This is a genomic window from Streptomyces changchenzhani (assembly GCF_039766235.1).
In the GTDB taxonomy this organism is placed as follows: Bacteria; Actinomycetota; Actinomycetes; order Streptomycetales; family Streptomycetaceae; genus Streptomyces.
In genome coordinates this window covers 382107-404915 of record NZ_JBDHNH010000002.1, presented here as the reverse complement: position 1 = coordinate 404915, position 22809 = coordinate 382107, and the positions used below count along the sequence as shown (strand labels likewise).

At 70.7% G+C, this 22809-nt stretch carries 14 protein-coding genes and 1 pseudogene; 7 read left to right on the top strand and 8 right to left on the bottom strand.

The features are described from left to right. The first annotated feature begins 22 nt into the window (after nucleotides 1-22). Nucleotides 23-3571, top strand: coding sequence for an SAV_2336 N-terminal domain-related protein (locus tag ABCR94_RS10000; RefSeq protein WP_347118849.1), 3549 nt, complete (start codon nucleotides 23-25; stop codon nucleotides 3569-3571). 103 nt (nucleotides 3572-3674) lie between these two features. Here ABCR94_RS10000 and ABCR94_RS09995 read toward each other — a convergent pair whose 3' ends face one another. The 4 genes and pseudogenes from ABCR94_RS09995 to ABCR94_RS09980 form a co-directional block, all read right to left on the bottom strand. Continuing rightward, the gene (locus ABCR94_RS09995; protein ID WP_347118848.1) at nucleotides 3675-7496 is read right to left on the bottom strand and encodes a multifunctional oxoglutarate decarboxylase/oxoglutarate dehydrogenase thiamine pyrophosphate-binding subunit/dihydrolipoyllysine-residue succinyltransferase subunit; all 3822 of its coding nucleotides are present in this window, start codon (nucleotides 7494-7496) and stop codon (nucleotides 3675-3677) included. A gap of 259 nt (nucleotides 7497-7755) precedes the next feature. Further along, the gene (locus tag ABCR94_RS09990) at nucleotides 7756-8832 is read right to left on the bottom strand and encodes a HAMP domain-containing sensor histidine kinase (protein WP_347118847.1); all 1077 of its coding nucleotides are present in this window, start codon (nucleotides 8830-8832) and stop codon (nucleotides 7756-7758) included. Then, nucleotides 8829-9566, bottom strand: a complete 738-nt coding sequence (locus ABCR94_RS09985; protein ID WP_214920005.1) for a response regulator transcription factor — start codon at nucleotides 9564-9566, stop codon at nucleotides 8829-8831. The genes ABCR94_RS09990 and ABCR94_RS09985 overlap by 4 nt, the downstream gene beginning before the upstream one ends. A 74-nt stretch (nucleotides 9567-9640) precedes the next feature. After that, nucleotides 9641-10221: pseudogene (locus ABCR94_RS09980) on the bottom strand (spermidine synthase). Between the two features lie 236 nt (nucleotides 10222-10457). On the opposite strand from ABCR94_RS09980, the gene ABCR94_RS09975 reads away from it, so the two are divergent. Continuing rightward, nucleotides 10458-11225, top strand: coding sequence for a rhomboid-like protein (locus tag ABCR94_RS09975; protein ID WP_521976615.1), 768 nt, complete (start codon nucleotides 10458-10460; stop codon nucleotides 11223-11225). 88 nt (nucleotides 11226-11313) lie between these two features. On the opposite strand, the gene ABCR94_RS09970 is transcribed toward ABCR94_RS09975, so the two are convergent. Continuing rightward, nucleotides 11314-12381, bottom strand: a complete 1068-nt coding sequence (locus tag ABCR94_RS09970; protein WP_347118846.1) for an RNA polymerase sigma factor — start codon at nucleotides 12379-12381, stop codon at nucleotides 11314-11316. Between the two features lie 152 nt (nucleotides 12382-12533). Beyond that, nucleotides 12534-13127 (bottom strand): hypothetical protein, encoded by a 594-nt coding sequence (locus ABCR94_RS09965; RefSeq protein WP_347118845.1) that lies wholly within the window; start codon nucleotides 13125-13127, stop codon nucleotides 12534-12536. Nucleotides 13128-13411: 284 nt separating this feature from the next. On the opposite strand from ABCR94_RS09965, the gene lon reads away from it, so the two are divergent. From lon to ABCR94_RS09950, 3 genes are all read left to right on the top strand, one after another. After that, on the top strand, nucleotides 13412-15820 hold the full coding sequence (lon, locus tag ABCR94_RS09960) for an endopeptidase La (protein ID WP_347118844.1): 2409 nt from the start codon (nucleotides 13412-13414) through the stop codon (nucleotides 15818-15820). A 192-nt stretch (nucleotides 15821-16012) separates the two neighbouring features. Beyond that, the gene (locus ABCR94_RS09955) at nucleotides 16013-16603 is read left to right on the top strand and encodes a Uma2 family endonuclease (RefSeq protein ID WP_347118843.1); all 591 of its coding nucleotides are present in this window, start codon (nucleotides 16013-16015) and stop codon (nucleotides 16601-16603) included. Nucleotides 16604-16617: 14 nt separating this feature from the next. Beyond that, a complete protein-coding gene (locus tag ABCR94_RS09950; RefSeq protein WP_347118842.1) occupies nucleotides 16618-17118 on the top strand; it encodes a class I SAM-dependent methyltransferase in 501 nt (166 codons plus the stop codon). On the opposite strand, the gene ABCR94_RS09945 is transcribed toward ABCR94_RS09950, so the two are convergent. Next, on the bottom strand, nucleotides 17098-18096 hold the full coding sequence (locus tag ABCR94_RS09945; RefSeq protein ID WP_347118841.1) for a TrmB family transcriptional regulator: 999 nt from the start codon (nucleotides 18094-18096) through the stop codon (nucleotides 17098-17100). The two genes, ABCR94_RS09950 and ABCR94_RS09945, sit on opposite strands and share 21 nt — an antisense overlap. A 254-nt stretch (nucleotides 18097-18350) precedes the next feature. Between ABCR94_RS09945 and ABCR94_RS09940 the strand changes: the two genes are divergently transcribed. Both ABCR94_RS09940 and ABCR94_RS09935 read left to right on the top strand, forming a co-directional pair. Next, on the top strand, nucleotides 18351-21173 hold the full coding sequence (locus ABCR94_RS09940; RefSeq protein WP_347119134.1) for a M4 family metallopeptidase: 2823 nt from the start codon (nucleotides 18351-18353) through the stop codon (nucleotides 21171-21173). Nucleotides 21174-21415: 242 nt separating this feature from the next. Next, nucleotides 21416-21919, top strand: a complete 504-nt coding sequence (locus tag ABCR94_RS09935) for a MarR family winged helix-turn-helix transcriptional regulator (RefSeq protein ID WP_521976738.1) — start codon at nucleotides 21416-21418, stop codon at nucleotides 21917-21919. Between the two features lie 29 nt (nucleotides 21920-21948). Here ABCR94_RS09935 and ABCR94_RS09930 read toward each other — a convergent pair whose 3' ends face one another. Then, nucleotides 21949-22731, bottom strand: coding sequence for a hypothetical protein (locus ABCR94_RS09930; RefSeq protein WP_347118839.1), 783 nt, complete (start codon nucleotides 22729-22731; stop codon nucleotides 21949-21951). Nucleotides 22732-22809: the final 78 nt, after the last annotated feature.

The following is a 22809-nucleotide window of genomic DNA, read 5'->3' as shown; positions in this document are numbered from 1 at the left end:
CCGGAACCCGGACGCTGATCCGATGGCCCCGGACCCCGATCCGCTGGCCCGGTTCGTCGCACGCGTACGCCGTGTGGGCGTCGAGCCGAACGCGCGCGAACTCGCCGAAGCGCTGTGGCTGGCCCGCCACATCGGGCCCGCGTCCCTGACCGCGCCCGCCGCCCCGGAGCGCCGTGCGGACGCCACGCCGCCCGAGCCGCCCGCGACCCTCCCGCCGGCCCCGGCGCGCGATGCCACGCGCGCCCGGCGCACCGGCGACGACGCGGCCGTCCGCCTCTACCCCGAGCAGCCCAGCGAAGCGGTGAGCGGTCCCGGGACGGCCTTCGCGCAGGTCCGCGTGGGGCAGGCCACCGCCCTGCCCCACGCCCTCCAGCTCCAGCGCGCACTGCGTCCCCTCCAGCGCCACCGCCCGCCCGGCCGCACCCCGGCCCGTGTCCTGGATGAGCAGGCCACCGCCGAACGTGCCGCGGAGACCGGCCTGTTGCTGCCCGTCATGCTCGCGACCGGCCGCCGCCAGGCCCGCCTGCAACTGCTGATGGACGCCTCCACCTCCACGGTCGTCTGGGACCGCACCCTTGCCGAGCTGCGGCAGATCTGCGCGGGCACCGGCGCCTTCCGCGAGGTCTCGGTCCACTACGTCCATCAGGGCCCGGACGGCCGCCCCCTCATCGGCAGGACCCGCGACGAGAACCGCCCACTGCGCGCCGCCGAGCAACTGCGCGATCCGACGGGGCGTCAGCTGACGCTGCTGCTCAGCGACTGCGCGGGACCGCTGTGGCGCAGCGGCCGCATGCACCGCCTGCTGCACCACTGGGCGTTGGCCGGGCCCGTGGCGCTCGTACAGCCGCTGCCGCAGCGCATGTGGTCCCGCACCCATCTGCCGGCCCTGCCCGGCACCCTGCGCCGGCACGAAGGGCTGGGCGCCCGGCTGGAGTTCACGCCCCGTCAGGGCGCCGCCCCGGCGCCCGCGCTGGCCGTGCCTGTGCTCGGGCTGACCGGGACCGCGTTCGGGGTCTGGGCGCGGCTCCTTGCGGGCGAGACGGGCCTTTCCCTGCCCGCGGCGGCCGGCTGGGTCCGCCCGGGCCACCCGCCGGCCGCAGGCTTCCGCCCCGGCGTCCTGACTCCCCCTCCGTCCGCCGACGCCCTCGTCCGGGCCTTCCGGCGCAGCACTTCAACCCCCGCGGTGCAGCTCGCGGTCTCGCTGTCCGCCGTACCGCTCACGCTCCCGGTGATGCAGCTCGTCCAGCGGGCCCTGCACCCGGCGACGGGCCCGCCCGAGCTGGCCGAGGTCCTGCTGAGCGGGCTGCTGCGCCGGGGTGCGGAGGACGGCTGGTACGAATTCCCGCCGGGCGTCCAGGAGTTGCTGCTGGCCATGCTGCCCAAGGGGGACGCCATGCTCGTCCTCCAGCTCTGCGGGGCCTACGTCGAACGCCACTTCGGGCGCCGCGCCGACAACTTCCCCGCGCTGGCCGCGGCCCGGCTCGCGGGCATGGAGGTGCATCGCGGGCCGGGCGACGGTACGAAGGTCCCTGACGCGTTCGCCGAGGTGTCGTCCCGGATCCTGCGCCGGTACGCCGCCAAGGGGCCGGGGTCGGGGGACGGTTGGGTGGATGTGCCGGTCAGGGAACGGATCACCCTGCTCCACGCCGGATGCGACCGGTCGTGGGCCGCCTGGATGAGGCGGGTGCTGGTGGCCCATGGGCACGAAGTCGTCCTGCGGCGGTGGAACATCGCTCCGGACGAGGCGCTGGAGGGTGCCCTCATGGAGTCATTGGAGGCGGGCCCGGGCCGGGTGGTGCTGCTGCTCAGCAACGCGTTCTTCCATATCTCTCTCGATCAACACCTCGACTGGGACGCGGCTTTGGGCAGGCTGACCCCGGACCGGACCCAACGGTTGGCCGCCGTCCTCTTCGGCGAGCTTCAGCTGTCCGTACCGCACGCACTGACCTCGCTGCTCGACCCGCCCGACCTCACGGAGGTCACCGAGAGCCGGGCCGAGGAGCAGCTGCTCGCCCGCCTCGGCCTTGACCATCGAGTCCGTCGGACTCCTCTGCGAGGGCCGGGCACCCGGTTCCCGAACACGCCGCCGCAAGTGTGGGAGGGAGTCCCCGAGCGCAACATCGCCTTCACCGGGCGTGAGGAGCTGCTGGACGAGGTGCGGGGCAGGTTCGGGGGCCGGTCACCCGTCGCACAATGCGTGCTCACCGGGCCGGCGGGCATCGGCAAGACGCAGCTCGCCGTGGAGTACGCCCACCGCTTCAGTGCGGAATACGACGCGGTGTGGTGGCTGACCGGAACGGACAAGGAGGCGTTGAGACGGCAGTTCAACAGGCTGATGGACGCGGCCGTCGCAGAAGTGGTCAACGCTGCGAGCGGCGGGGGCCGAACGGTGAGGGCGTCGGCGGGGCCGCGCAAGGAACGCCGCCTGGTGGTTGTCGACGACTTCGCGCCGAGTGAAGTCATTGAGCGATCGACTTACGGGGAGGCGCACTTGCTGGTCACGACCCGGGACGGGCACGAGGCCCGGATCGACGAGCTCCTGCCGGTCGGCCCCTTCGAACGCCGTGAATCCGTGGCCTACTTGAGGCGTCACGTTGCGCACCTCGCCTCCGCCAAGGCCGCCGAGTTCGCCGAGGTTGTTGGCGACATGCCGCTGATGCTGGCGCACATAGCGGTGCTGCTCGATAGCCCCCAGAAGTCCGTGCCCGAGTTGCTGGAGCTGCGCGAGTGGGTCGAACGAGCCGCGCTGCCCCTGTCGTTCGGCTCTCGGCAAGAGGTCGCCGACATCATCGGCCGTGCTTCTGAGCCGCTGGTGGCCCCGGTGGACATCGCTGTCGAGATCATCCCCCGGGACTGGGGCCGCACTTTCGTCTGGAAGATCTGGATGCTGAGCGACGGCGCCACCCGTCGGCTTGAGGTGTACACGCACGACGACCGAGGGGTGCCCTTCGCGGAGCTGCGCGCATCGCTCGTATGGAATATCGACGAGGCACTGCGCCGCGTGGAGACCCCCGACACCGTACCGACCGTCCAACTCTCCCTCGTGCGAGAGCTGTTCGATGAGCCGGTCGAGCGGTGGCGGGTACCCGGGCCGGGCTCGTCACCCCTGGCAGAGCGCTGCCACGTCGTGCTGAGGGACGCAGCGGCGCTGCACTCCGACCCGGAGGTCAGGTCCGCCCGTTGGGCGGCGTTTTTGCGCGGTCCTCTACTGATGGCACCCCTGCGGCTTCCGCAGGGGGCCAGCTGGCGGCGATCCCGGCAGTCGGACAGTACGACCCCGCTCAACGCCGTCCCGGTGGCCTGTACAGCCGGTGCCGCCCTGGACGACGTACTCCGGGCGGGGTTTCCGCTCGCCCTGTGGCGGCGCGGCCGGCGCCACGACGACTGCGCCGCGTTCTTCGACCGGGTCGGCGAGGCGCTCGACGGGGCAGCCGACATCCCCGAACTGCTCACGCGTATCCGTGCGTTGCGCACCGAGGAGGTCGAGTGGGCGCGTGACCTCGCGGTCCTGTACGACCCGCCGGGCACTGGCCTGCCGGGGTCCGAGGGCCCACAGGGGGACGCCTCTTAGCCGACGGCTCCCGCAACGCCGGAAGCCCGGCCCCACGTGCTGCGGGGCCGGGCTTCCGGCGTGCGTACGAGTCGATCGGCCGTACGAGCCGATCGGGCCGGGGTCAGGCCTCGAAGACCTCGTTCATCAGCTGCTGCTGCTCCGCCTGGTGGCGCTTCGCCGAACCGACCGCCGGGGACGAGCCGTGCGGGCGCGAGATGCGGCGCAGGCGCTCGCCGTGCGGGACGTCCGCGCCGACCGCCAGGTCGAGGTGGTCGATCAGGTTGAGCGCGATGAACGGCCACGCACCCTGGTTCGCCGGCTCCTCCTGCGTCCACAGGTACTTCTCGGCGTTCGGGTACTTCGCGATCTCCTGCTGGAGCTCCTTGCCCGGCAGCGGGTACAGGCGCTCCAGACGGATGATCGCGGTGTCCGTGCTGCCGCGCTTCTGACGCTCGGCCTCCAGGTCGTAGTAGACCTTGCCGGCGCAGAAGACGACCTTGCGGACGGCGGCCGGGTCGACCGACACATCGCCGATCACCGGACGGAACCCGCCGTTGATGAATTCTTCCGCCTTCGACGCCGCCGCCTTCAGACGCAGCATCGACTTCGGGGTGAAGACGATGAGCGGCTTGTGGTGCGGGTTGTGGACCTGCCAGCGCAGCAGGTGGAAGTAGTTCGACGGCAAGGTCGGCATGGCGACCGTCATGTTGTTCTGCGCGCACATCTGGAGGAAGCGCTCGGGGCGCGCGGACGAGTGGTCCGGGCCCTGGCCCTCGTAGCCGTGCGGCAGGAGCAGCGTGACGCCCGAGGTCTGGCCCCACTTCTGCTCTGCCGATGAGATGAACTCGTCGACGACGGTCTGCGCGCCGTTGACGAAGTCACCGAACTGGGCCTCCCACATGACCAGCGACTCGGGCCGGGCGAGCGAGTAGCCGTACTCGAAGCCCATGCACGCGTATTCGGAGAGCAGCGAGTCGTAGACGTTGTAGCGGGCCTGGTCGTCGGCGAGGTAGAGCAGCGGGGTGTAGTCCTCGCCGGTCTCCTGGTCGACGAGCACCGCGTGGCGCTGGCCGAAGGTGCCGCGGCGGGTGTCCTGGCCAGACAGCCGGACCGGGACGCCCTCCATCAGCAGCGAGCCGATGGCGAGGGTCTCGCCCATGCCCCAGTCGATCGTGCCGTCCTCCACCGAGGCGGCGCGGCGCTGCATCTGCGGCATCAGGCGCGGGTGCACCTTGACCCGGTCGGGGATGTTGACCTGGGACTCGGCGATCCGCTTCACGACCTCCTGGGAGATCGCGGTGGTGACGTGCACCGGGAACTCGGCCTGGGCGTCCGGGACCGGCACCGCGGCGGGCTGCGAAGTGGCCTCACGTACCTCCGCGAAGACCTTCTCCAGCTGGCCCTGGAAGTCCTGGAGCGCCTGCTCCGCCTCTTCCAGCGTGATGTCGCCGCGACCGATGAGGGACTCGGTGTAGAGCTTGCGCACCGAGCGCTTCTTGTCGATCAGCTTGTACATCTGCGGGTTGGTGAACTGCGGGTTGTCGCCCTCGTTGTGACCGCGGCGGCGGTAGCAGATGAGGTCGATCACGACGTCCTTGTTGAACACCTGGCGGAACTCGAAGGCGAGGCGCGCGACGCGGACCACGGCCTCCGGGTCGTCGCCGTTCACGTGGAAGATCGGCGCCTCGATCATGCGGGCCACGTCGGTGGCGTACATCGAGGAACGCGAGGCCTCCGGGGCGGCGGTGAAGCCGACCTGGTTGTTGATGACGACGTGCACCGTGCCGCCGGTGCGGTAGCCGCGCAGCTGCGACATGTTGAGCGTCTCGGCCACGACGCCCTGGCCCGCGAAGGCCGCGTCGCCGTGCAGGGCGATGGGCAGGACCGTGAAGTCCGTACCGCCCTTGTTGATGACGTCCTGCTTGGCGCGGGCGACACCCTCAAGGACCGGGTCGACCGCCTCCAGGTGCGAGGGGTTGGCGACCAGCGAGACCTTGATCTGCTCGCCGTCGAGCCCCGTGAAGGTGCCCTCGGCGCCCAGGTGGTACTTGACGTCGCCGGAGCCGTGCATCGACTTCGGGTCGAGGTTGCCCTCGAACTCCCGGAAGATCTGCGCGTACGACTTGCCGACGATGTTGGCGAGGATGTTCAGCCGGCCGCGGTGGGCCATGCCGATGACGACCTCGTCGAGACGCGACTCGGCGGCCGAGTCGATCACGGCGTCGAGCAGCGGGACGACGGACTCGCCGCCCTCCAGGGAGAACCGCTTCTGGCCGACGTACTTCGTCTGCAGGAAGGTCTCGAACGCCTCCGCGGCGTTCAGCCGGCGCAGGATGCGCAGCTGCTCCTCGCGCTCGGGCTTGGTGCCCTGGCGCTCGACGCGGTCCTGGATCCACTGGCGCTGCTTCGGGTCCTGGATGTGCATGAACTCGATGCCCGTGGTGCGGCAGTACGAGTCGCGCAGGACGCCGAGGATGTCGCGCAGCTTCATCATCGACTTGCCGCCGAAACCGCCGACCGCGAACTCGCGCTCCAGGTCCCACAGCGTGAGCCCGTGCACATTGATGTCGAGGTCGGGGTGCTTGCGCTGGCGGTACTCCAGCGGGTCGGTGTCGGCCATGACGTGGCCGCGGACCCGGTAGGAGTGGATCAGCTCGAAGACCCGCGCGGCCTTGGTGACGTCGGCGTCGTGCGAGACGTCGATGTCCTTGAGCCAGCGGACCGGCTCGTAGGGGATGCGCAGCGACTCGAAGACGTCGTCGTAGAAACCGCTCTCGCCGAGGAGCATGTTGGCGAGGATCCGCAGGAACTCGCCGGAGGCGGCGCCCTGGATGACCCGGTGGTCGTACGTCGAGGTCAGCGTCATGACCTTGGCGATGCCCAGCTTGTTCAGGGTGTCCTGCGACGTGCCCTGGAACTCGGCCGGGTAGTCCATCGCGCCGACGCCCAGGATGAGGCCCTGACCGGGCATCAGGCGGGGCACGGAGTGGACGGTGCCGATGCCGCCGGGGTTGGTCAGCGAGGCGGTGACGCCGGTGAAGTCGTCCATCGTCAGCTTGTTCGCGCGGGCGCGGCGGACGATGTCCTCGTACGCCTGCCAGAACTCGAAGAAGCTGAGCGTCTCGGCCTTCTTGATGGCCGCGACGACGAGCTGGCGGTCGCCGTTCGGCTTCACCAGGTCGATGGCCAGGCCCAGGTTCACATGCGCGGGCTTGACCAGCGTCGGCTTGCCGTCCTTCTCCATGAACGACTGGTTCATGGTCGGCATGGCCTTGATGGCCTGCACCATCGCGTACCCGATGAGGTGCGTGAAGGAGACCTTCCCGCCCCGGGCGCGCTTGAGGTGGTTGTTGATGACGATGCGGTTGTCGAACAGCAGCTTCACCGGGACGGCGCGCACGGACGTGGCCGTGGGCACCTCAAGGGAGGCGTTCATGTTCTTGGCGACCGCCGCTGCGGGGCCGCGCAGTGTGACCAGCTCGGGGCCCGCGGGGGCCTCGGCGACGGCCTGGTCCGCGACGGGCTTGTCCGCCGGGACCTTCGCCGCCGGAGCGGTCGCGGCCGGCTTGGCGGGCGCGGACGCCGGTGCTGCTGCCGCGGGCTTCGCCACAGGGGCGGGCGCGGCAGGGGCGGGTACGGCCGCAGCGGGCGCGGCAGGCGCAGGTGCGGCCTGGGCCGCGGTGGCCGGCTGGGCCGGGGCGGCGGCCGGGGTGGTGGCCCCGGTGCCGTCGGTGGCAGGCTTCTCCGCCGCGCCGGGGGAGCCTGGCTTGTAGTCGGCGAAGAAGTCCCACCAGGCGCGGTCGACCGAATTCGGGTCCTGGAGGTACTGCTGATAGATCTCGTCGACGAGCCACTCATTGGGACCGAAGGCAGCGGCAGGGTTCTTTCCCTGCCCGACTTGGTCGGTCGAGATGCTCGAGCTACTGGGGGACTGAGACGACACGGCGTGAACCGCCCTCTTCCGCTTCGCAAGGTGATGGACAGCGGAAATAAAGGCTACGCCTCCCCGGCCGACAGGTGCAGGCCGGGCGGGCATCCGTCGCGTAAGTCACATTGCAGTGCTGGTTTCGGCGCATGGATTGGCGGGAAACGAGCATGGTTCCGCTGTGGCCCGGATAGGCCGGACCGTGGTTACGGCCCCGCTGGGCCGTACCCCCCTGTGGATGACACGCAGAACGTGCACATCCGGTTCGAACCCTACGTCAACTGCTTGGCCGCGGGCTTCCCGGAAGGGTGACCTGGATCCGGCAGCCCCGAGTAGATTCGGCCACTCCGATGTGCCCGCCGTGCAGATCCACCGCCCAGCGGGCGATGGCGAGCCCCAGACCCGTACCGCCGTCACTGCCCGGACCGTGCGGGGAGGGCGAGCTGCCGCGGTTGAAGCGCTCGAAGACCCGGTGCCATTCGGACTCCGGGATTCCGGGACCCTCGTCCAGGACCTCCAGGTCCAGACTCTCCGGCTGCGGGCCGCGCCTGGCCCGGATGGTGACCCGGCCGTGCGGCGGGGAGTGCTTGACCGCGTTGTCCAGGAGATTGGCGACGACCTGGTGCAGCCGCTCCGCGTCCGCGTGCGCGGTCAGCTCGGGCGGCGACACATCCAGGTGCAGGTGTACGTCGGTACGCGTGTGGCTGCCCGAGCCCGAGGCAAGACCGCGCTGGGAGGCCAGTACGTTCGCCTCCTTGAGCACGCCCGAGAGGTACGGCCAGACCTCAAAGCGCCGCGCCTTCAGCGGTACGACGCCATTGTCGAGGCGCGACAGGTCGAGCAGTGTCTCCACCAGCCGCCCGAGGCGCTCCGTCTGCTTCAGCGCCGTGCGCATCGTCTCGGGGTCCGCCGCGGACACCCCGTCCACGACGTTCTCCAGCACGGCTCTCAGCCCCGCGATGGGGGTTCTCAGCTCGTGCGAGACATTGGCGACCAACTCCTTGCGGTGCCGGTCCACGGCCTCCAGATCGTCCGCCATGCGGTTGATCGTGGCGGCGAGATCGCCCAGCTCGTCGCGGCGCCCGGCGCCGCGCACCCGGCGGGTGTAGTCACCGTGCGCGATCGACCGGGCCACCGTCGTCATGTCGTCGAGCGGCGACGTCAGGCTGTGCGCCACGAACTGGGTGATCAGCATCGAGGCGATCACCGAGAAGACGGTGATGAAGCGCAGCTCCGTCTTGGTGCGCAGCGCGACCAGGATGAGACCGGTGGTGATGAAGACCGAGACGACCACCAGCGTGCCGAGCTTGGTCTTGATCGAGAAGGGCCGCAGCCCGTTCCCCTGCCGGGTCATGCGGGCGGGGTCTCCAGGGCGTACCCCACGCCGTGCACCGTACGGATGCGCTCCGCGCCGATCTTCCGGCGCAGCGCCTTGATGTGGCTGTCGACGGTCCTGGTGCCCGACGCGTCCGCCCAGTCCCACACCTCGGCGAGCAGCTGCTCGCGCGAGAGCACGGCCCGAGGCGTGTTCGCCAGGCATACGAGCAGGTCGAACTCAGTGGGCGTCAGATGCACGTCCTCACCGCGCACCCGCACCCTGCGCTGCGCGTGGTCGATCTCCAGCTCGCCGAGGCGCAGGATTCCACTGCGCGGAGTGGAGGCGGCGAGGGTCGCCCGCTCCACCCGGCGCAGCAGAACGTGCACCCGGGCCGCCAGCTCACGCATGGAGAACGGTTTTGTCATGTAGTCGTCCGCGCCGACCCCGAGGCCGACCAGCATGTCGGTCTCGTCGTCGCGGGCCGTCAGCATCAGGACCGGCACCGGGCGCTGCGCCTGGACGCGACGGCAGACCTCAAGGCCGTCGAAGCCCGGCAGCATGATGTCGAGAACCATCAGATCGGGTTGCCATGCCTCGGCCGCGTCCACGGCCGCAGGGCCGTCGACGGCCGTCTGAACCTGGAAGCCCTCGGCACGCAGCCGCGCTGCAATGGCGTCGACGATCGTGGCATCGTCCTCGACGACCAGCACCCGGCGCTGAGCGCCGGGAGTGGCCGCGAGGCCGTTGTGGCTGGTGTGTGTCTGCTCCATCGCCCGCCCCTGGGAGTTCTCTATCTAGATCCCGTGTGTAGGGCAGCAGCGTAGAGGCAGTGAAGGCATCCCGGCTACGCAGGGCGAACAGCAAGATGGACCACGTCAGGCACGCCCCGGGCAACTGGGATCTCTTCCGTCCTAACCAAGTTGAATCCGGCATTCCGAATCGAGCCCTCGAAGGCGGCGGACGGCCGCGCCGACCGGACGGCCAGGATTCCCCCCCGGCCTCAACAGCCCCTTGCGCCCCGCGAGTCCCGGCGGAGAGCAGAGATCGCCGTTGTGGTCGGTCACGGTCCCATCCGGCCCGTTGCCGATGTCCAGGCAGAGTGCGTCGTATGTGTCGCGGTTTGTGTCGGGAGACGAAGTGGGCGGGACAATCCGGCCTTTCCGTACATAATCCACGAGGTCGGTGTGAATGATGTCGCACCGGAAATCGGCGAGCGCCGGCCCCGAGATCCTGCTCAGCGGCCCTGCGCGCGTCCAGGGCGGCGTCGACCAGGCGCCGCTCGGAGGGCCCGTCGGAGGTGGCCATCAGGAAGCACCCGTTGGCGATGATCTCGTAGTGCTCCCCGCGCTCCCGCAGAACAACCTCGCCGTACCGCCCCTCGCGGCGGTCGAGGGTGACGGGCCCAGTTTCCGGTATGGCCGACATCCTCGTGGCTCGATTTCAAGCCTGTCCGGCGATGGAGAAGATCGCGACATTGACTTGAATCCGCCGTTGGGCCCGCCGCACGCGTACGGCCGGTCGTACTCCGACGCGTGACAGGGGGTGAAGGTTGCCTCATGTGATGTACGACATAGGCGGGGCAGGAGCTGATCGCGGAGGGTGGGCGTTGTCCGTAGGAAGACCCGTTGAGAAGACGCGACGGCCGAAAGGGACCCCACCCAGTGCAGAGCGCAGCGCCGACCGGGAGCAGGACCGGACGTTCCGACGTCCTGCTGGCAGGCATCCCCGGACAGCGGACGGTGCCCGCGGCGGCGCCGGCAGCAGCTGTGTCCGTGGTCGCCGCACCCCCCGCGACCACCGCCGGGCAGCGGCCCTGGCGGCCTTGGCAACTCTTTCCCACTCCCACCGGCACCCCCTTCACGTTCTCGTACGCGCTGGTCCTGATCGCCACCTCGCTCTTCGCCGACTACGCCGACCCGGCGACCGTCTCGGACGCGCTGCGCGGGTCAAGTACCGATGTCGCGCACCTCACCGACAGCCCGCTGCTCGTCCTCGTGGCCAGCGCCCTGTGGATCGCCGGTGGCCTCGCGTCGCCGTACGCCGTCGGGTTCGTGTTCGTCCTCACCGCGCTGGAGCGCCGCATCGGTGGTCTGCGCACGGCGGGGGTGTTCCTGCTCGGGCATGTGGTGGCGACGCTCGCCACCGAGATCCCGGTCGGGCTCTCGGTGCTGGCGGGGCACTTGCCGGACAGTTCGCTGCACCGGCTCGACTACGGCATCAGCTTCGGCCTGATGGCGAGCGTCGGAGCCCTGGCGGGGCTGCTGACTCCCTGGGCGCGGTGGGCCGTCCTGGCCGCTGTGGGCGTGATGCTGCTCCAGGACCTCCTGGCGTTCACGGACCCGCTGACGAACTGGGGCCATCCGCTGGCCCTGCTGCTCGGTGTGGCGTTCTGGCCGCTGGTACGGCGCTGGGCCCGCATCCCCCGCTGACGGCGTAGCCGGCCCCGCCGACCCCGGTCGGTGAGCCGACTTGGCTCACGGGCAGCGGCCCCGGCACCGGTCGCGGAGCTCCGGTTTCTCACTCCCCGTGATCCGGCTGCCGCGACGGCGCCCGAGGCGTCCGGTCGTCCGGTACGACGTACCCGCCGCCCGTGTCGTCGAACGCCGGAATCGCCGCGTACCCGGCGGCTGCTCCGGCCGCGAAGGACAGGAGAACCAGGGCGGCCTTGGACCTGAACCCGCCTGGGGCGCGGGCGGTGCGGTGGCCCCGGGACGGGCTTCGCGAGTCGGTCGTCAGACCGGCCTGGCGCACCGCGCGCGCCAGAAACGGCGGATCGTTCTGGGGAGCGGTGAGGGCGGACTTCATGTTCAAGTACGCGTCCCCCGGCCACCAGCCCAGTACCTGCCGGGGCAACTGCGCGGCCAGCCGCGTCTCCAGATGCATCACATCGTTGAAGACTTCGGCGCACTCGGTGCACACCGCCGCATGCTTCAGCGGCTCCGGAGGCCCGAGCGGAACGGGACGGTGGGCCATCAACTGCTCCACCGCGCCCCGGCATTCCTGCCGTTGCAGCCGCTCCATGTACAGGTCCGCCCGTATCTGCCGCAGCGCGCCCAGGGCCGTTTCCCTGGCCTTCTCGATCGAGCCCGGGGGTACGCCGGTCACCCGCGCCACCAGAGCCGCCTCCTCCTGCTCCGCCACGGTGTGCCACAGCAGGCAGCGCTTGTCGCGGGGCAGGGCGTCCCACGCGACGGCCAACTGGCCGTTCTCCTCCATGGACCAGCGAGCCCCCTGGGCCACCCACCGGCGGAACTGCGGCGAGGCCCCCTCGTCGTCACCCGCGCACCGGGTGACGGCCGCGACGCGGGCGCATTCCAGCAGCTGGAGCCGCAGACAGCCGGGAAACCGGCGTTCGATGAACGACTCCCCGGCCAGCGCCCGTTGCAAGAGGTCGGAGAAGGTCTGGCAGGTCAGTTCGTACGCGTCGTAGGAGGTCTGCATGCACCCGACGGCGTAGGCGCGCACGGCCGGATAGTGCCGCCGGTAGAGATGGCGAAAGGAATCGAGATGGCCTTCGCCGGCCCTGCGTATCAACCCGGCGTCGGACCCCGGGGTGGCCGCGGACGTAGAGAACGAGAAATGCATCTGGCACCTTCCACGGACGACGCCCGGCGGGCGACCGTACGGGCCGCCCGCCGGGCCGTGCGGTTGCCAGTATCGGGACGCGGAGGTCTCTCCACTCTGCTTTGTCCGTATGTGACAGGAAACCCTCGGCGCCTGCCCGGTGTCCGGACGGATCAGGTCCCGGCGCCCATCGGCGGCAGTGCGGCGATGACCCGGTCCAGCCGGGGGAGCGGCTTCGCCCCGTCCCCCGTCACCACCTCGTGGCCCCGGTACACGACGGCGGTGGTGAGGCCGTCGGGGACGGGCTGTTCGGGGATGTTGAGGCGGGGCAGCTTCGCGAAGTCCGCCTCCGCCAGGGCGGTGCGCAGCTCGGCGAGCTCGGCGGGCTTCATCCGCCCCTTGCGCTCGGGTCGCTCGGGCCTGAGCGACAGCGTCGTGTACGACCCGTCGCCGTTGATGAGCATGCTCTGGTGCCGCCCGTCGATCCCGCCGCTGACGGTCACGGTGACGAGCCGCTCGTCCGCCGGGGCGGGGGGAGGGGTGGGAGCGGGGGAGGTGGGAGCCGGGGACGAGGACGTCGGCGCGGGCGCGGGCGTGGAGGCACTGGGGTCGGTACTGCCGACGGTCCTGCTCGTGGAGGCGCTGGGCGCACTCTCGGACGTACCGGCGTCAGCGCCGTCACGGCCGCCGTCACCGCATCCCGCCAGCAACAGCATGCCGGCCAGTGCCGCTCCGGAAACCGCCACTCCATACGCGCTTCGCTTCATACGTGCCCCAACTCCCGCCCGTATCGAGCCAGTACGCGCCCTGCGTGCCGCGCCTGCCCTCGTGTCGCCAAGCTTCCGGCTCGCGGAGCCCTGCGTCCACTACCGGCACCGGGCGGCGAGGACGTCGGCCTGAGGCCCCAGGGCGGCCGGGGCAGGGGGTCTGCCGCGCCGCGGGACACGGCCACTGCGCACTGATCGCTCAGAGCGAACACATGCTCGGGAACATTCGGCCGCTCCCCGACATTGAGTCGACATAGCTCAACTTCACTGCCCAAGGGGAGATCATGACATCGACGTCCAATCCGCTCACCCTGCCCGTGCTGCCGCTCGACGACGAGGTCGTGCTGCCGGGAATGGTGGTGCCCCTGGACCTGTCCGATCCCGACGTACGCGCCGCGGTGGAGGCCGCACAGGCCGCCGCCCGCTCCAGTGGCAACAAGCCACAGGTGCTTCTCGTTCCTCGAATCGACGGTACGTACGCGGGGACCGGCGTCCTCGGCACCGTCGAGCAGGTCGGCCGGCTCTCCGACGGTGATCCCGGCGCCCTCATCCGGGGCGTCGACCGTGTCCAGATCGGTGCGGGCACGTCCGGACCCGGCGCGGCCCTGTGGGTCGAGGGCACCCGGGTCGACGAGAGCGTGCCGGAGCCGCTGCCCGGTTCCGTCACCGAACTGATCACGGAGTACAAGGCGCTCGCCACCAGCTGGCTGAAGAAGCGCGGCGCCTGGCAGGTCGTGGACCGCGTCCAGCAGATCGAGGGCGTCTCCGCCCTCGCCGACAACTCCGGCTACTCGCCCTTCCTCACCACCACACAGAAGGTGGAGCTCCTGGAGACCGCCGACCCGGTGGTCCGCCTCAAGCTCGCCGTGAAGTGGCTGAGCGAGCACCTCGCCGAGCAGGACGTCGCCGAGTCCATCGCCAAGGACGTGCAGGAAGGCGTGGACAAGCAGCAGCGCGAGTTCCTGCTGCGCCGCCAGCTCGACGCCGTACGCAAGGAACTGCGCGAGATCAACGGCCAGGACGGCGAGGACGAGTCCGACGACTACCGGACGCGCGTCGAGGCCGCCGACCTCCCCGAGAGCGTCCGAGAGGCCGCCCTCAAGGAGGTCGACAAGCTGGAGCGTTCATCGGACCAGTCGCCCGAGGGCTCCTGGATCCGCACCTGGCTCGACACCGTCCTCGAACTGCCGTGGACCGAGCGGACCGAGGACCAGTACGACATCCAGGGCGCCAAGGCGATCCTCGACGAGGAGCACGCGGGCCTGGACGACGTGAAGGAGCGCATCACCGAGTACCTCGCGGTGCGCAAGCGCCGGGCCGACCGCGGCCTCGGTGTGGTCGGCGGCCGTCGCGGCGGCGCGGTGCTGGCCCTGGTCGGCCCGCCCGGCGTCGGAAAAACCTCGCTCGGCGAATCCGTGGCGCACGCGATGGGGCGCAAGTTCGTCCGGGTCGCGCTCGGCGGCGTACGCGACGAGGCGGAGATCCGCGGACACCGGCGTACGTACGTCGGCGCGCTCCCGGGCCGCATCGTCCGCGCCATCAAGGAGGCCGGGTCGATGAACCCGGTCATCCTCCTCGACGAGATCGACAAGGTCGGCTCCGACTACCGCGGCGACCCGGCCGCGGCCCTGCTCGAAGTCTTGGACCCGGCGCAGAACCACACCTTCCGCGACCACTACCTCGAAGTCGAACTCGACCTGTCCGACGTCGTGTTCCTCGCCACGGCCAACGTCGTCGAAGCCATCCCGGAGGCCCTGCTCGACCGTATGGAGCTGGTCAGGCTCGACGGTTACACGGAGGACGAGAAGGTCGTCATCGCCCGCGACCACCTGCTCCCGCGCCAGCTGGAGCGCGCGGGCCTGGAGACCGGCGAGGTCACCCTCGACGACTCCGCGCTGCGCAAGCTGGCGGGGGAGTACACCCGGGAGGCGGGCGTACGCAACCTGGAGCGCTCGGTGGCACGGCTCCTGCGCAAGGTCGCGGCGCGGCACGAACTCGGCGAGCAGGAACTCCCGTTCACGATCACCGACGCACACCTCCGCAAGCTCATCGGCAGGCCGCACCACGTCCCGGAGTCCGCCCAGGACCCGGCGGAGCGCCGCACGGCGGTCCCCGGCGTGGCCACGGGCCTCGCGGTGACGGGCGCGGGCGGCGACGTGCTGTTCGTCGAGGCGTCCCTCGCGGACGAGGAGACGGGCGCGGCGGGGCTGACCCTGACCGGCCAACTGGGCGACGTCATGAAGGAGTCCGCCCAGATCGCGCTCTCCTTCCTGCGCTCCCACGGCGCCGAACTGGAGCTGCCGGTAGCGGACTTGAAGGACCGGGGCGTGCACATCCACTTCCCGGCGGGCGGCATCCCCAAGGACGGCCCGAGCGCGGGCATCACGATGACCTCGGCCCTGGCGTCCCTCCTGTCGGGCCGCCCGGTCCGTACGGATGTGGCGATGACGGGCGAGGTCTCCCTGACCGGCCGCGTCCTGCCGATCGGCGGCCTGAAGCAGAAGCTCCTTGCCGCGCACCGGGCGGGCATCACCACGGTGGTGATCCCCAAGCGGAACGAGGCGGACCTGGACGACGTACCGGCGGAGATCCTCGACAAGCTGGAGATCCACCCGGTGACGGACGTCCGGCAGGTCCTGGAGATCGCGCTGGCCCCGGCGGGGACGGGTGTGGAGGTCCTGGTCGCGGCGTAGGGCGCGGCGGGGCGGGGTGAGTGCCGGGGAGCCCGGACGGGGTTGTCTGACCGGTCCGGGCTCCTCGGCGTGCGTCTCTTCGTGACTCATCCGCCCCACACCGCATCGCTGCGGCGCGTGACCTGGGCGGGCTGCGTATCGTTTGAGTACGCGGCTGCATGCGGACACGCGGCAGCGGGGAGGAGCGGCACGATGACCGTCGAACTGACCGACAGGATCGAGATGGCCGACAGTGACGAGCTGAGCTTGGACGAACTGTTCGAGCGGCTGGAGCACATGCCTGTCCCCGAGGGCTACAAGGTCGAGATCGTCGAGGGGACCGTGTACATGTCGCCGCAGCGGGACACGCACTGGGAGATCATTCGCAGAATCGTGCGAGCCCTGGAAGACCGGTTCGGTATGGGCGTCAGAGTGAAGTCGGACGTCAGGATGGACTTCGCCGGTCATAACAATGGTTTCGCGCCCGACGTCGTAAAACTCTCCGACGAGGCGGAGAAGAGCGAGCAGGGACGCTGGCACTACCGGGACATCGAGTTTGTGGCCGAGGTCATTTCCCGGGACACGGCGCTCAACGACTACGGCAAGAAGAAGGACGCCTACGCCGCCTGCGGCGTGCCCGTCTACCTGATCGCGGACCCCTACCAAGGCAAGTGTCACCTGTACACCTCGCCGAAGGGTGGTGAGTATCAGACCGAGCTCGCGGTGAACTTCGGTACGTCGGTCGACCTCACCGGTACCGCCGTCGATCTCACCCTGGAGACCGGGGACTTCCCGCGCGACTGAGGGGGGCGCGGAACATGGCCGCAACCGAACGCCTCGCAGCCGCCGTCCGGATTCACCGCGTTCTGGACGTCGGTTGCGGGCGTGGTGTCGCAGCCTCGTTGATTTGCCAACTTCTGGGCCAGGGAACGCTGTTGGGTCTCGACCGCTCCGCCGTGGCCGTCTCCGCCGCGTACACGCGTAATGCCGACCCCGTGGCCGCCGGGCGGGCCGCGTTTCGGCAACTGGCCCTCGCCGACGTCGAACCCGACGCCCCCGGCGTCTTCGAGAAGATCCTCGCCGTCGACGTCAACCTCTTCTGGACCGGTCCCGCCACCTGCGAGCTCCGCATCCTGGCCCGGCTGCTCGCCCCGGAAGGCCGGCTCGTCCTCTGCTTCGCCCCGCCCGACCCCGGCAGGCTCGACCACCTGACGCAGGCGGGGTTCGGGGCCTTCGCCACCACCCGGCCGTTCCCACGGGGCTCCGCCCTGCTCGCCGTTGTCGCGCAGCCGCCAGGGTCACGCCAGCCAGCCCCGTAACGACGCCTGCGCCCCCGCCTGGAAGCGGGTGTCCGCGTCCAGGGTGTCCAGGAGGCGGGTGATTCTGCGGCGGGCCGTGTGGACGTGTACGCCCAGGCGGCGCGCTATCGCTTCGTCCTTCAGGCCCGCTGCGAGCAGGCCGAGCAGCTCGCGTTGCGCGCCCGGGAGCGGGTCGGGGGAGCCGCTCAGGGGGACGGCGCGTTCCCATACCGTCTCGAAGAGGGGGAGCAGCGCGTTGTGCAGCAGGGCGTCGCCCACCACCAGGGCCGTGGCCGTCGGGCCCGTCGCGTCCGTCGCGTCCGTTGGCGGGAGCAGGGCCGTGCGGCGGTCCACGCTCAGCAGCTTCGTGGGGACGTTCGAGGTGATCCTGGCCCGTAGGCCTTGCTCCACCAGGGTGTTGATGCGGCGCATGCGGCCCGGGTGGGACAGGCCCTCGCGGTCGATCACCATGCGTACGGTGATCCCCCGGGCGAGCAGTGCCCCGATGTCCGGTGCCGGGGGCAAGCCCTGGCCCGAGGGGGTCGCGTACGGCGGGCGGTCCAGGATCACCACCTCGTGCTCCGCTGCCGCCAGCAGTGACTCCGCCCGTTCGCCGATCGCGCGCGCCCCCGTGACGACCTCCGTGCCGCCCTCCGCCGCCCCTGGCGAGCTCGCCGTCAGCCTGCCCGCGATCCGCTCGGCCGACATGCGCAGGCGCTCCAACTCCGCCGAGCGCAGGTGGAGTTCGGCCTGGCGGCGGTGGATCAGCGTGCGGATCGCCGCCGCGGGCGCCGCCGGTCGTGGCAGCGGGCCCTGCGTCGGCACCGTGAGCCCGTCCCGGGCCAGGCGCGTCAGGGCCGCCTCGACCCTCGCCCCCGGCAGGCGCAATAAGCGCGCCAAGTCAGGTGGGTTGGAGGCGCGCTCCCTCAGCAACGCCTCGTACGTCCGCGCCTCGTCCTCCCCCAGGCCGAGACCGTGCAGTTCATCCTCCTCGATCATGGCGGGGATTCTTTCGCGTACACAGAAGCCACACAAGTGCGCATGTCCACTTGTCAACACACATGACTCATTGAGGACTTGTGCCCCATTCGGCTTGCATGGGCATGCCCGAACACCGTGAGGGCGTCAGACAGAGCGTGGAAGCGTGGAGGGGAAACTTGCGCAAGTCACGAGCACGTGCAGGCAGACCGGACGACATATCCGCCGGAGTGGACCAGATACCCGGCAGCAGGACCGGCACCCGAACCGGCGGAATGAGCAGAGGCGCCGCAGCGATCTTCGGTGCGGCGGCCATGCTCGCCACCGCCGTCCCGGCGGCAGCCGCAGCGCCCGCGGAGACCCCGCGAGCAGCGCCCGCCGCCGAAGTGATCCCGGGTACCGACACCGCGACCCCGGCCCTGGTCGACGGCATCAGTGAGCCCGTGAAGGCGACCGGCAGTGCGGCGGACGCGGCCCTCGGGCACCTCGCCGCCAAGGAGAGCCGCTACCGGATCGCCGACCCGCGCACGGACCTCAAGTCCGTCGGCACCACCACAAACACCCCGAAGAAGGGGACGGCCGCCGAGACCGTACGGCTCCAGCAGCGGCACCACGGCATCGAGGTGCTGGGCGGGCAGTACGTCGTACGGATGGAGAAGCGCGGCGGCGAGCGGACCGTCACCGGCACCTCCGGGCAGTACTTCACCGAGCTGAGCGGCGTCGGCACCACCGCCAAGGTCTCCGACGAGGTCGCCGTGCGGCGCGCGGTGGACTCCGTCGCCCGCGAGCTGAGCGGCAAGACCCTCGGCAAGGACGACGTACGTAAGGAAGCCAAGCAGAAGACCGCGGACGCGCAGGCGCTGCGCGGTACCGCGGGCAAGCTCGTTGTACTGCCGCAGGGCAGCGGCGTACTCACCCGTGAGGTCACCGTCCGCGGCCAGGACCCCGCCACCGGCGAGCCCGTCCTGCGCCATGTCTACATCGACGCGAACGCGGGCTTCCCGGTCCTCCAGTACAGCGGGATCAAGACCATCGGCGCGACGAAGGCCGACGGGTCGAAGGCGAAGGCCGGGGGCGCGAAGACCAAGGCCGCCCCGGCCGCCGCAGCCGACGAGCCCGGCACCACCGGCTTCGGCGTCAAGCTCGACGCCGGCCGGGTCGAGCTGAATCTCCTGCACTCCGCCCCGCGTAACCAGTACCTGCTGATCGACAACGAGCGCATGCGCTCGACCGGCAAGAACGTGCTCGCCACCTGGGACGCGCGCGGCGTCGACGCCGACGACGTGGCGGGCAAGTGGCCCAGCGGCATCAAGGAATTCGGCTCGCCCGTCCAGGAGTTCGGCAAGGATGCCACCGAGGCGGGAGCGGTCGACGCGCACTGGGCCGCGGGCCAGGTGTACGACTACTACAAGCAGAAGCACGGGCGCGACAGCCTCGACGGGCGCGGCATGACCGTTAACTCCCTGGTGGGGGTGACCTATTGGGGACAGCCGTACGTCAATGCCTTCTGGGACGGCACCAAGATGGTCTACGGCAGCGGCGACGCGGACTTCAAGCCGCTGTCCGCCGATGTGGACGTGGTCGGCCACGAGATGACCCACGGCGTTGTCGAGAACACCGCCAACCTCGTCTACTCCGGCCAGTCGGGCGCCCTGAACGAGGCCGTCGCCGACTACTTCGGCAACGCCATCGACACCACCGTCTCCGGCACCGCCATGGACAACCGCGACTCCGGTCTCGTCGGCGAGGACCTCTGCCGCACCACCGCGCCGCGCGCCTGCGCGTTCCGTGACCTCAACGACGGCCGTACGGCGTCCAAGGACTTCCTCGGCGTCTCCTTCGGCACCGACAACGGCGGTGTGCACCTCAACTCGACGATCTTCTCGGGCGCCCTGTGGGACATCCGCCAGGACATCGACAAGGACCTTGCCGACCGCATCGTCTACAAGGCGCTCTCCGAGTACCTGACGCCGCTGGACGGCTTCACCGAGGGTCGTAACGCGGTGATCGCCGCCGCAAAGGATCTCGGTATCAGCGCCAAGGACCTCAGCACCGTCAAGCGTTCCTTCAACGCCCACGGCATCGTCCCGGGCTGGGAGGACGCGCTGGGCCTGGACTCCGACACGCTCTTCGGCAAGCTCAACACCGCGGGCACCGGGACCGGCGCGGGCGGCGGCTGGTGGGCCACGTCCAAGTCCAACGACGACGGCTCCGAGCCGTACTCCGTGTACGCGGGCCGTACCGACGGCAGCGGCGCCCCGAAGCTGATCAGCCCCAATGACGGCCGCTTCCACGTCTACCCGGCGACCGACGGCAAAACCGTCGTCTGGGCGGCCTTCGGGCCCACGAGCATCGATGTGCTGTCCCGGCCGGTGGCGGGCGGCCCGATCAAGAAGATCTGGTCCTCGGTCACCGACCTCCAGGGTCTGCGCGTCGACGGCGACATCGTCGTCTGGGAGGAGTACGACTTCTTCGGCGGCCGGCACGCGGCGTACAAGAACGTCCGTACCGGCGAGCAGGCGTACGTCGACGGAGGCCGCTACCAGCTCAGTTCGGCGCTCCCGTCCGTCAAGGGCACCAAGGTCGCCTACGCCAAACTGTGGCCGGTGAACGGTGTGTACCGGCTGGACGTCGAGGTCCTCGACCTCGCGACGAAGAAGACGAACGTGCTGCCGCAGAAGGCCACGGTCGACACCCTGGGCCAGACCGGCATCTCGAACACGCACGTCAGCTGGCTGGTCGAAGAGGTGACCGACGCGGGCCAGATGGCCGTGCGCCGCGCCAACCACGACGGCAGCAAGATGATCGACCTCAACCCGGAGACCGGTCCGAACGCGCTCTTCGCGTACGACCTGACTGCCTCCGACGAGGCCGTGACGGTTACCGCGCAGGAGCCCGACACGACGTACCGCAACGAGACGCTGCCGAAGCTGTGGCAGTTCGCGGCGGACGCCACGGGTGAGCGCGAGCGGGTGTCCTGCAACCGTGGCGACCAGTCGTCGGCGTCGGCGGACACGGGCCGGCGTGTGGTGTGGATCGATGGCACGGCGGGCTTCAGCGACCTGGTGGTCCGCGACCGCCCGGCGGGCCGCTGCTGAGCCCTTGGACGACGACCTGAGCCCCTGGGACGACCTGAGTCCTCGGATGACCTGAGCTCTCGGACGACCTGAACGACAGGACCCCCGGCGCCCGCGCGCCGGGGGTCTTTCGTGCCCCGGGCCACGGAAGGGGGTCTGGGCGCCGCCGTTGGTCCACTCCTGCGAAATACTGGCCGAGCTGCGGCAACGGCCGCCGCTGAAGGAAACGTTCACGATGGGGAAAGCTCGCGATGAGTGCTGACGTGCACGGAAGTGGGGGAGTGGGCGGCTACCGCGCTCCGGAAGGACCGGAAGGAGAGGCCCGCAGCGGTGGTGTGGACCAGGAGTTCCTGTCCCTGGAACGGGAGCTGGCGGTGTTCCTGCGCCGGGCCCGCGCCGCATCCGGTGACATGGCCCGCGAGGTCCACCCCGAGCTGGAGCCCGCCGCGTACGGGCTGCTCGTACGCCTCGACGAGGCCGACCGGCAGCGGGCCACCGAGCTGGCGGCCTGGTTCGGCGTCGGCAAGGCGACCATGAGCCGCCAGCTGCGCGCCATGGAGGACCTCGGCCTGGTGACCCGCGAGCCCGACCCGGCCGACGGGCGGGCCTCGCTCGTCGCGCTGACCGACGGGGGGCGCGAACGCTTCCGGCGGGTACGGGACGCCCGCCGCGCCCGGTACGTACGCAAGCTCGCCGACTGGGACCGGGCGGAGGTCGCCGAACTCGCCCGGCTGCTGCATCAGTTGAACGGCCGGGCCGAGGGGTGACGGGTGGGGGACGGTGGCGGCCCCTGCGGTCAGAGCTCCGCGTAGACCACTGCCGCGTCGTCGTGCTTCTTCCCGCGGCGTACGACGCCCGGCCCGACCGGCGCGTCCTCCAGGGCCCGTACGCGGTCGATCAGGCCCTGCGGGCCTTCCTTGCGCAGCAGGCCCAGGCAGTCGGCCCAGTCGCCCTCGCCGAAGGTCTCGACCCAGCGGCTCGCACCGTCGCTGAGCGCCACCACCGTCCGCACCTGCTCGCGCGGGTCGGCGCCCGCCACCGCGCGGGCCGCGACCGCCGGGTCGGCCGCCGCCGTGAAGAAGCCGCCCGGCGCGTTGCGCAGGGCGTCGGTCGCGGCGTGCGAGGCGAGCACCTCGGGTGGGACCAGGTCGAGTCGGTCGTCGAGCACTGCGTGCACGGCGCCGTCCGGGGACTCCAGAAGCAGCGCCGAATCGGAGAGCACCAGATGTTCGACCTGGTCCGCACCCCAGCGGGCCATGACCACCGTCGCCTGAGGCGTACGGGGGTGAGAAAGGTCACAGGTGTGGCGGTGGGCATCGGCGGTGCGTCGGATTGCCTCCGCGAGGATCTCACGGAGGGTCAAATCCCTCCGCGAAGCGGACAATTCATGCAGCACACCGCCGAGTCGCGCGGTGAACCACGGGACCGAATGCAGGCAGCCGTCGTCGCCCGCAGGCGGCGTCACCCCGTCCAGCAGTACGAGGGCCCCGCCCTGGCCGGCGGCGGGCAGGGCGACGGCGAGCCAGTCTTCATTGGGGCGTTCGGGATCACCGGGGGCCGTGGCGAGTTCGATGCGCATGGGGCCCAGTCTGCCGGAGGTCGGGCAACGGGCCGGGCGGGCGGACCCGACAACACGCACGCGGCCCAGGTGGCCCGT